The sequence below is a fragment of the Erwinia endophytica genome, assembly GCF_009295515.1.
GTDB classification, from domain to species: Bacteria; Pseudomonadota; Gammaproteobacteria; order Enterobacterales; family Enterobacteriaceae; genus Erwinia; species Erwinia endophytica.
The window spans coordinates 74,101-84,806 of sequence record NZ_RQVV01000053.1 but is presented as its reverse complement, the minus strand read 5'-3'; the positions used below and the strand labels follow the sequence as shown (position 1 = coordinate 84,806).

The window sequence follows — 10,706 nt, the reverse complement described above, 5'->3', positions numbered from 1 at the left end:
TTGATCATTAACTCAGGAATGCTCTAATCAATGAATACGCTGTCCCCAGGCGTGCGCTGGCAACTGTGGATTGTTGCCTGCGGATTTTTTATGCAATCGCTGGATACCACCATCGTCAACACGGCCCTGCCCGCCATAGCGACGAGTTTGAATGAAAACCCGCTGCATATGCACTCGGTGGTGGTGTCTTATGTATTGACCGTCGCGGTGATGCTGCCAGTCAGCGGCTGGCTGGCGGACAGGTTGGGTGTGCGCGACATATTCACCAGCGCCATTGTTCTGTTCAGCGTAGGGTCGTTGTTTTGTGCCATGGCGACCACCCTGGACCAGTTAGTGATTGCCCGCGTATTACAAGGGGTAGGCGGTGCGATGATGGTGCCGGTTGGTCGCCTGACGGTGATGAAGCTGGTGCCGCGTGAACAGTATATGGCGGCAATGACCTTTGTCACCTTGCCCGGTCAGGTCGGTCCCCTGCTGGGTCCGGCGCTTGGCGGTATTCTGGTGCAATACGCCAGTTGGCACTGGATCTTTCTGATTAACCTGCCGGTCGGCCTGATTGGCGCAACCGCCACGTTGAGGTTGATGTCCAATTTCCGGTTGCCGCCGCGACGGTTTGATTTTATCGGCTTTGTCCTGCTGGCCGTCGGAATGGCTACCCTGACTCTGGCGCTTGATGGACAACGCGGGTTGGGGATTTCGCCATTGATGCTGTGCCTGTTTATTCTGACTGGCCTCTTCTCTCTGTTGTTTTATCTGCTGCACGCCCGCCACAACGAGCACGCCCTGTTCAGTCTGAAATTGTTTGATAACCGCCTCTACGCTATCGGCCTGCTGGGCAGTTTTACCGGTCGTATCGGCAGTGGAATGTTGCCGTTTATGGTGCCGATTTTCCTGCAGGTTGGCCTGGGGTTCCCCCCTTTTCACGCCGGACTGATGATGATCCCGATGGTGCTGGGCAATATGGGCATGAAACGTATCGTGGTACAAATCGTTAACCGCTTCGGTTACCGCAACGTGCTGGTCGGCGCCACGATAAGTCTCAGCCTGGTGGCGCTGCTGTTCCCGGCCGTCACGCTGATGAAGTGGGAAAGACTGCTGCCTGTGGTGCTGTTCTTGCTGGGTATGGTTAATGCCATCCGCTTTTCGGCGATGAATACCCTGACACTGAAAGAACTCCCGGACTCGCTGGCCAGCAGCGGCAACAGTTTGTTGTCGATAATTATGCAACTGTCGATGAGTATCGGCGTCACGATTGTCGGGCTGCTGCTCGGCGCTTTTGGTCATCCGTCGGCGGCTGCCAGCCCATTGGCGCAGCAGACCTTTATTTATACCTGGCTGTGCATGGCCGTGGTGATAATCCTGCCTGCGCTGGTGTTCTGGCATGTGCCGCCTGACGTCAGCAAAAATGTGGTGTTGGACCGCCGCCGGAGGAACTCCTGATGTTGGCGAAGTTGCGGATCGGTATTACCGTTAAGCTGTTTGCGGCCATATTTTCCACCTGCATGCTGGTGCTGGGCACCATGCACTGGGGGGTGCGCTTCAGCTTTGAGCACAGCTTTATCGATTACATTAAAAAAGGTAACGAGCAGCGTCTGATGATGCTCAGCGATGCGCTGGCCGAGCAATACGAGCAACACGGAAACTGGGAATTCCTGCGTCATAACAACCAGTTGGTTTTCCAGATCATGCGCTCGCTGGAGCAGAACCCCGACACCAACAACCAGTTTCCGCCACATGGTTGGCGCACCCCATTCTGGATTATTGACCAGCAATATCACGTCATGATCGGCCCTCGCGCCCCCATCCCGCTGGAAAGCTACCGCAGCAAAATCACCACCCAAGACGGACATATCGTTGGCTGGGTTGTGGGTTCTCCGCCGGAGCGATTAACCCGCAGCGCGGATATCAACTTCGATCAGCAGCAAAAACGCACCAGCTGGATTATCGTCGGCCTGGCCATGCTACTGGCCGCGCTGGTCACCGGGCTGATGTCACGCGGTCTGCTGGCGCCGGTCAAACGCCTGATCGAGGGGACTCACCGCCTTGCCGCTGGCGATTTCACCAGCCGCGTACAGGCCAACAGCCGCGATGAACTGGGCCATCTGGGGCAGGACTTTAACCGTCTGGCCAGTACACTGGAAAAAAACGAAAGAATGCGTCGGGAATTTATGGCGGATATCTCACATGAACTCAGAACCCCGCTGGCGATCCTGCGCGGAGAGCTGGAAGCACTCCAGGACGGCGTGCGTAAATTAACGCCGGAGTCGATCATCTCCCTGTTGGGAGAAGTCAATACATTGACCAAACTGGTTGATGATGTGCACCAACTGTCGCTCTCAGATGAAGGCGCGCTGGCCTACCGCAAAAGCGCCACCGACCTGGTGCCGCTACTGGAGCTGACGGCAGCCAACTTCAACAGCCGTTATCAGCAGCACAATCTGGTGTTGATACTGAAACTTCCGGCACAGGCGCCGTTATTTGGCGACCCGGACCGCCTGATACAACTGTTGAGTAACTTGATGGAAAACAGCCTGCGCTATACCGATGCGGGGGGAAGTCTGACAGTAACGTTGGTATCACAACCTGCTCAGCAGATCCTTTATTTCGACGATACCGCGCCCGGCATTACCGACGAGCAACGCGAACAAATTTTCGAACGATTTTTTCGCGCGGAAAGTTCGCGTAACCGGGCCAGTGGCGGATCGGGGCTGGGTCTGGCCATTTGCCAGAATATTGTCGAGGCGCACGATGGCCGCATCAAAGCCGAGCACTCCGCTGCCGGCGGCCTGAGAATTACGATACACTTGCCCAGCCAAAAAAACTAATGAGAGAATCTTCTCTCACTCAGCAGATACCAATAAGCATGATGACCCAGGAAAACAATACTCCCTTGATCTTAGTGGTTGAAGATGAACCGAAACTCGGTCAGTTGCTGGTGGATTATCTCCAGGCGGCCAATTACCGAACCCACCACCTGTTGCGTGGAGACGAGGTGCTGGCATGGATTAAACAGACGCCGCCTGACCTGGTCTTGCTGGATCTGATGTTGCCAGGTCTGGATGGTTTATCCGTCAGTCGTGAAATTCGCCGCTTCTCCGAACTGCCGATTATCATGGTCACTGCCAAAACGGAAGAGATTGACCGCCTGCTGGGGCTGGAGATCGGCGCCGATGATTATATCTGCAAACCCTTCAGCCCACGGGAAGTCGTGGCGCGCGTCAAAACCATCCTCAGGCGTTGCCAACGCACGCAGGAAAAAGCGCAAGAAGTTTCCTCTCTGGTGGTGGATGACGGTCGTTTTCAAGCCAGCTGGCAAGGCTCCCTCCTCGATCTGACCCCGGCGGAATTCCGCCTGCTGAAAACCCTGGCGCAGGAACCGGGTAAAGTCTTTTCACGCGAGATGTTGCTCAATCATCTGTACGATGACTATCGCGTGGTGACTGACCGTACGATTGACAGTCATATCAAGAATTTGCGCCGCAAGTTGGAAGCGCTCGATGCCGACCAGCCCTTTATCCGCGCGGTATACGGCATGGGTTATCGCTGGGAAGCCGATGTCTGCAAATTGATTTAGCGCAATTTACATTCCTCACGCCAGCTTTTACAATTCTTGCCATCCGCAAGGTCGCTTCCCCGATGGCCTTGCAACCTTTCCCCTGCGGATTTCTGTCCATTGTACGGCGGCAACAGTGTTATCCCGACAAGCTCACTCAGCTAAGTGAACGAGGTTGACGCTGGCAGCTCACACCGCGATGGTCTTGAAAGGCAGTGGGGATTCTGACCTGACATCAGACTGAGATATTATGTTTAAACCGGAATTGCTTTCTCCGGCTGGCACACTAAAAAACATGCGCTACGCCTTCGCGTATGGCGCAGATGCGGTTTATGCCGGCCAGCCCCGTTACAGCTTGCGTGTACGCAATAATGAATTCAACCACCAGAATCTGGCGATCGGCATCAATGAAGCCCACGCGCTGGGGAAAAAATTCTACGTGGTGGTGAACATCGCTCCGCACAACGCCAAGCTGAAAACATTTATTCGCGATCTGGAACCCGTGGTAGCAATGGGACCCGACGCGTTGATCATGTCCGATCCTGGGCTGATTATGCTGGTGCGGGAAGCCTTCCCGCAAATGGATGTGCATCTGTCGGTACAGGCCAATGCCGTTAACTGGGCGACGGTAAAATTTTGGCAAAAAATGGGCCTGACCCGGGTGATCCTCTCCCGCGAATTGTCCCTGGAGGAGATCGCTGAAATCCGCCAGCAAGTGCCAGACATCGAGCTGGAAATTTTCGTCCATGGTGCCTTATGTATGGCCTATTCTGGTCGCTGTCTGCTTTCCGGTTATATCAACAAACGCGACCCAAACCAGGGGACCTGCACGAACGCCTGCCGCTGGGAATACAAGGTTCAGGAAGGAAAGCAGGACGAACTGGGACAGATAGTCCATCAGTATCAGCCGATCCCGGTGAAAAACATCGAGCCGACGTTAGGTGAAGGCCAGCCAACCGATAAAGTCTTTCTGATTGAGGAGTCAATGCGTCCGGGTGAATATATGACCGCCTTTGAGGATGAACACGGCACCTATATCATGAACTCCAAAGACTTACGCGCTGTAGCACACGTGGGCCGACTGACTCAAATGGGCGTTCACTCGCTGAAGATTGAAGGCCGTACCAAATCACACTACTACTGCGCCCGGACCGCCCAGGTTTATCGTCGTGCTATTGATGATGCCGCCGCCGGAAAACCCTTCGATGAATCATTGCTGACGACCCTGGAAGGGCTGGCCCATCGGGGCTATACCGAAGGTTTCCTGCGCCGCCATACTCATGACAGCTACCAGAATTACCAACATAGTTTTTCCGCCTCTGACCGCCAGCAGTTTGTCGGCGAATTCACTGGCGAGCGGCGTGGCGACATGGCGCAAGTTGAAGTGAAAAACAAATTCTGCGTTGGCGACAGCCTGGAACTGATGACCCCGGCAGGCAATATCAATTTCCACCTGGAAAGGATGGAAAACAATAAACAGCAGCCTGTGGACGTCGCGCCAGGTAATGGTCATATTGTCTGGATCCCAGTGCCGGAAGAGCTCGACCTTGCTTTTGCCCTGCTAATGCGTAACTTCGCCGATGCGCCAGTCAGTCAACCAGCATCAACCATTCATTCGGAAAAAATCACCTAAGATAATTTTCTTAGAATTCGATCACACAACACTGAGCATTTCCCGACTACAATGGACGCGCTTAAGATGACTCATTAAAAACAGCGAATTGTTCTCGAACCACCACCTTGGCCCACCCGGCTCCCCCGAGTGGGCCTTTTCTTTATCATCGTCACTTTATTCCCTTCTCTCCCTGCATTTCTTGCCTTTTCTTCACCTCAATGCCGCCTGAATACATTATCTCACCCACATCCGAACAACACGTCACTCAACTGTGATCACTGTCGAACATTCATCACAATCAACTTGTATGGTAGTACGTCAATGCGTATTTTTTTCAGCATTGTATGATCAAAAGGCCATCTGGATGAAAATTGTAAAAGCTGAAGTCTTCGTTACCTGCCCTGGCAGGAATTTTGTTACCGTCAAAATCACCACCGATGAAGGGTTGACCGGCATTGGCGATGCCACGCTGAATGGCCGTGAACTGCCGGTGGCTTCCTACCTGAAAGATCACCTCTGTCCGCAACTGATTGGCCGTAACGCCCATCAGATTGAGGATATCTGGCAATACTTCTACAAAGGCGCTTACTGGCGTCGTGGCCCGGTCACCATGTCGGCTATCTCCGCCATCGATCAGGCGCTGTGGGACATCAAAGGTAAAGCGGCCAACATGCCGGTTTATCAGTTGCTGGGCGGCGCATCGCGCACGGGTGTCATGGTGTACTGCCATACCACCGGCCACAGTATTGACGAAGTGCTGGACGACTACGCAAAACACAAAGAACTGGGCTTTAAAGCCATCCGTGCTCAATGTGGCGTGCCGGGGATGAAAACCACTTATGGCATGGCGAAAGGCAAAGGTCAGGCTTATGAACCCGCCACCAAAGGCGACTGGCCGGAAGAACAGTTGTGGTCAACGGAAAAATACCTCGACTTTACCCCCAGGCTGTTTGCCGCTATCCGTGACAAATTTGGTTTTAACGAACATCTGCTGCACGACATGCACCACCGTCTGACGCCTGTTGAAGCGGCTCGCTTCGGCAAAAGCGTCGAAGACTATCGCCTGTTCTGGATGGAAGACCCAACCCCAGCCGAGAACCAGGAGTGCTTCCGCCTGATCCGCCAACACACGGTTACCCCGATCGCCGTCGGTGAAGTGTTCAACAGTATCTGGGATTGTAAGCAGCTGATTGAAGAACAACTGATCGACTACATCCGCACCACCATTACCCATGCAGGCGGCATTACGGGAATGCGCCGTATTGCTGATTTTGCCTCGCTTTATCAGGTACGCACCGGTTCACACGGGCCTTCAGACCTGTCGCCAATCTGCATGGCGGCCGCGCTGCATTTTGACCTGTGGGTACCGAATTTTGGCGTCCAGGAATACATGGGCTATTCCGAAAAGATGATGGAAGTATTCCAGCCAAACTGGACCTTCGATAACGGTTATATGCACCCAGGCGACAAACCCGGCCTGGGTATCGAGTTTGATGAAAAAGTGGCAGCCCGCTATCCGTATGAAGCAGCGTATCTGCCGGTTGCACGTCTGGAAGACGGCACCTTGTGGAATTGGTAAGGAGGCAAAAATGAAAAGTGTGGTCATAGAACGCCCCGGTGAGCTGGTACTGCAACCACGACCGGAACTGACCCCCGCTAAAGGGGAAGTCAGGGTTAAAGTAAAATACGCCAGTATCTGCGGTTCCGACGTGCATATCTGGCACGGACATAACCCTTTTGCCCGCTACCCAAGAGTTATCGGTCATGAGTTTTTTGGGGTGATCGACGCGGTAGGCAGCGATGTCGACCGTAACAGAATTGGCGAACGCGTGGCGGTCGATCCGGTGGTCAGTTGCGGCCACTGCTACCCCTGTTCTGTTGGTCGTCCCAATGTCTGTAGCGAACTGCAGGTGATCGGCGTACATCGTGACGGCGGCTTCAGTGAATATGCCGTCGCCCCGGCAGCCAATGCTTATCGTCTGCCAGACAGCATTCCCGATAAACTGGCCAGCCTGGTGGAACCCTTCACCATCGCCGCCAACATCACAGCCTTCCTCCAGCCGCAACCCAATGATGTGGCACTGATTTACGGCGCCGGACCGATGGGGCTCACCGCCATACAGGTGCTGAAAGGCGTGTATAAAGTCCGCAAGGTGATCGTTGCTGACCGTCTGCCGGAGCGACTGGCGATGGCGACGGAAAACGGTGCTGATGTGGTGCTGAATAACAGCGACATCCCGCTGGCAACTCAGCTTGAGGGCGAAAAACCGACGCTGATTATTGATGCCGCCTGCCATCCGGCCATTCTGGCGGAAGCGGCGGCACTGGCTTCCCCGGCGGGACGGATTGGCTTACTTGGTTTCTCTGGCGAGCCCTGTACGGTCACGCAACAAAGCCTGACCAGTAAAGAGCTGTCGCTGTTTACTTCCCGGCTCAACAGCCATCGCTTCCCGCTGGTCATTAACTGGATGGAACAGGGACTTATCCAGCCAGACAAACTGGTGACGCATTACTTCCCGCTGAGCGAAATCGAACAGGCCATGACCCTGTTTGAAAAGGATCCGCGCAACTGTTGCAAAGTCATTTTGGCTGTATGACGCCAGACGGTCGGTGTGGGGCATCGCTCCCCACCGGCACAGATACCCTACGACTATAAATATAATGGAGTCATCATGTTTAAAAACCTCCGCTGGATTATCGTACTGCTACTGTTCCTGGTCTATATGATCAATTACCTCGATCGTGTGGCCCTTTCCCTGACCGTACCGATGATTGAAAAAGATCTGATGCTGAATGCTGAGCAGTTCGGCCTGATATTCGGCAGCTTTTTCTTCGGTTACGCACTGTTTAACTTTATAGGTGGCCTCGCCACCGACAAATTTGGTCCAACACTGGTACTGGGGGTGGCTGTCGGCCTGTGGTCGCTGTTCTGTGGCTTCACTGCGCTGGCAACGGGCTTTTGGTCAATGCTGATTTTACGTGTGATGTTCGGCATGGCGGAAGGCCCGATCTGTTCCTCGGCCAACAAAGCCATTAATGGCTGGTTTCCCAAGAAACAAGCGGCGACGGCAATGGGTTTTCTCAGTGCCGGTTCGCCACTGGGCGGCGCAGTTGCCGGCCCGATCATTGGTTATCTGTCCCTCGCGTTCGGCTGGCGTCCGGCTTTCGTTATCATCTGCACCATCGGCATCGTGTGGATGGTCGCCTGGTTTCTGATCGCGGCGGATAACCCTCTGAAGAGTCTTCGCGTTAGCGAAGAAGAGCGCCTGTTGGTGGCGAAGCTGAAAGAAGAACAGACCACGCCGGATGAAGAGCTGGCTCAGTCTGAACACGGCCTTGGCTTCTATCTGCGCCAGCCGATTATCCTGGTCACCGCCTTCGCCTTCTTTTGCTACAACTACATTCTGTTCTTCTTCCTGAGCTGGTTTCCGGCCTACCTGGTGCAGGCGCATAACCTCGATATCAAGTCGATGAGTATGACCACGATGATCCCGTGGATCGTCGGCTTTGTCGGTCTGGCGCTGGGAGGCTGGATCTCAGATAAAATCTTCAACATCACCGGTAAGTTGCTGCTTTCAAGAAAAATTGTCCTGGTCGTCTCACTGCTGGCCGCTGCTATTTGCGTGGCGTTGGCAGGCTCAGTGCAAGGGGTTTATCCAGCCGTCACCCTGATGTCAGTATCAATTTTCTTCCTGTACATCACTGGCGCCATTTACTGGGCGATTATTCAGGATGTGGTGCATAAGAGCCGTGTGGGCGGGATCAGCGGCTTTATCCACCTGATTGGCAGTATTTCCGGCATTATCGGCCCGGTAGTCACGGGTTACATTGTGCATCACACCGGCAAATTCGACAGTGCCTTCATCCTCGCGGGCGTGGTGGCCGCTCTCGGCGCGCTCCTGGTGCTGTTGGTGATTAAAAGCCCGAAGCAAAGCGTTAACCCCGTTTCCATCTAATTCTCATCGGGCATGCTGCGGCATGCCCACCGTTATCTAGCTATAAGGATTAATTATGTTATCCGTTGATCTGCTGCCTGAAGGCACTCTGCTCCCGTGCTATGATCGAAAAGCTCTGCGTACCCGTATTGTCCATATTGGTTTTGGTGCATTTCACCGCGCCCATCAGGCGGTTTGTGCCGATATTCTGGCATCCGAACACGGTAGCGACTGGGGCTACTGTGAGTGTGAGATCAACAAAAACAACAAGGGTGATTTAATTAAAGCGCTGCGCCAGCAGGACCGGCTATACAGCGTCACTGAAATGGCAGATGACGGATTGAGCACCCGAGTGGTCGGCGTCGTCAATGAGGCGCTCTGCCGCAGCATTGATGGCATCGAAAAAATCATCGACGCCATGTGCCAACCCGAGGTGGCCATTATCTCCATGACCGTGACCGAGAAAGGCTATTGCTATCAGCCTTCAACGGGGCAACTGATGCTCGACCACCCCGCCATCGTGCACGATTTAGCCCATCCCGAGGATCCTGAATCCGTACCGGGCCTGATTCTGGCCGCCATCAAGCGCCGTCGTGCCAACGGACTGCCTGCTTTCAGCGTGATGTCCTGCGATAACATGCCTGAAAATGGTCACGTTACACGTAACGTTATTGTGCAACTGGCACAGCAGCAGGATCCCGAACTGGCCCGCTATATTCAGCAGCACATTACCTTCCCTTCCACCATGGTGGACCGCATCGTGCCCGCCATGACTGAGCAGGCTTTTGCCTCGTTGAGCGAGAAACTGGGCTGCACGGATCCAGTTGGCGTTGAATGCGAACCCTTTTTCCAGTGGGTGATTGAGGATAATTTCGTTAACGGGCGCCCTGCCTGGGAAAAAGCAGGCGCCGAACTGGTGGCTGACGTACTGCCTTTTGAAGAGATGAAACTGCGTATGCTGAACGGAAGCCATTCGTTCCTCGCTTACCTTGGCTATCTGGCCGGTTATGAGCATATCAGTGACTGTATGGACGATATTCACTTCCAGCAGGCGTCATACAAGTTAATGCTGGACGAACAGGCTCCCACTCTGCATACCAAAAACGTCGATCTGACGGCCTATGCCGATTCGCTGATCGCCCGCTACAAAAACCGGGCAGTCAGGCACCGTACTTATCAGATTGCTACCGACGGCACGCAAAAACTGCCGCAGCGCTGGCTGGACAGTATCCGCTGGCATCTGAACAACGGCAGCAATTTTGATCTGTTGGCGCTCGGGGTCGCAGGCTGGATGCGCTACGTCAGCGGCGTGGATGAACAGGGGAATACCATTGTGATTAACGATCCACTGCATCAAGAAATTGCCCGTCTGGTCAATTCAAGCCGTGACGGTGACGAACGGATCAATGCTTTGCTGTCGCTGAAAGCGGTCTTTGCCGACGATCTGCCCGGGAATACGCGGTTCCGCGAATCTGTCACTCATTACTATCAGTTGTTGCACAAAATCGGTGCCAAAGACGCGGTTAAACAGGTTAACGGCATTCGGTAAGCGTTCAGGCGCAAAAAGGCTGGCGCTGGAGCATCAGGCTGATTAGACTGATAT

8 protein-coding genes are annotated in these 10,706 nt (G+C 54.1%); all 8 read left to right on the top strand.

Features of this window, described 5'->3' with window-relative positions; translation table 11 throughout:
• The first annotated feature begins 30 nt into the window (after positions 1-30).
• The 8 genes from mdtD to EH228_RS15065 all read left to right on the top strand — a co-directional run bounded on the left by mdtD (position 31) and on the right by EH228_RS15065 (position 10,652).
• Complete coding sequence (gene mdtD / locus EH228_RS15100) at positions 31-1,440, top strand: multidrug transporter subunit MdtD (RefSeq protein ID WP_152322449.1); 1,410 nt, start codon at positions 31-33, stop codon at positions 1,438-1,440.
• Positions 1,440-2,825, top strand: coding sequence for an envelope stress sensor histidine kinase BaeS (gene baeS, locus EH228_RS15095; protein ID WP_152322448.1), 1,386 nt, complete (start codon positions 1,440-1,442; stop codon positions 2,823-2,825). Before mdtD ends, baeS begins: the two co-directional genes overlap by 1 nt.
• A gap of 41 nt (positions 2,826-2,866) precedes the next feature.
• On the top strand, positions 2,867-3,574 hold the full coding sequence (baeR, locus tag EH228_RS15090; RefSeq protein WP_152322697.1) for an envelope stress response regulator BaeR: 708 nt from the start codon (positions 2,867-2,869) through the stop codon (positions 3,572-3,574).
• A gap of 229 nt (positions 3,575-3,803) precedes the next feature.
• Positions 3,804-5,186: a prephenate-dependent tRNA uridine(34) hydroxylase TrhP gene (trhP, locus tag EH228_RS15085; RefSeq protein ID WP_152322447.1), complete on the top strand. Its 1,383-nt coding sequence runs from the start codon at positions 3,804-3,806 to the stop codon at positions 5,184-5,186.
• Positions 5,187-5,532: 346 nt separating this feature from the next.
• Complete coding sequence (gene manD / locus EH228_RS15080) at positions 5,533-6,747, top strand: D-mannonate dehydratase ManD (RefSeq protein WP_152322446.1); 1,215 nt, start codon at positions 5,533-5,535, stop codon at positions 6,745-6,747.
• A 10-nt stretch (positions 6,748-6,757) separates the two neighbouring features.
• Positions 6,758-7,765, top strand: coding sequence for a Zn-dependent oxidoreductase (locus EH228_RS15075; RefSeq protein ID WP_152322445.1), 1,008 nt, complete (start codon positions 6,758-6,760; stop codon positions 7,763-7,765).
• A 75-nt stretch (positions 7,766-7,840) separates the two neighbouring features.
• A complete protein-coding gene (locus EH228_RS15070) occupies positions 7,841-9,124 on the top strand; it encodes an MFS transporter (RefSeq protein WP_152322444.1) in 1,284 nt (427 codons plus the stop codon).
• 55 nt (positions 9,125-9,179) lie between these two features.
• A complete protein-coding gene (locus EH228_RS15065) occupies positions 9,180-10,652 on the top strand; it encodes a mannitol dehydrogenase family protein (RefSeq protein ID WP_152322443.1) in 1,473 nt (490 codons plus the stop codon).
• The last annotated feature ends 54 nt before the right edge of the window (positions 10,653-10,706 follow it).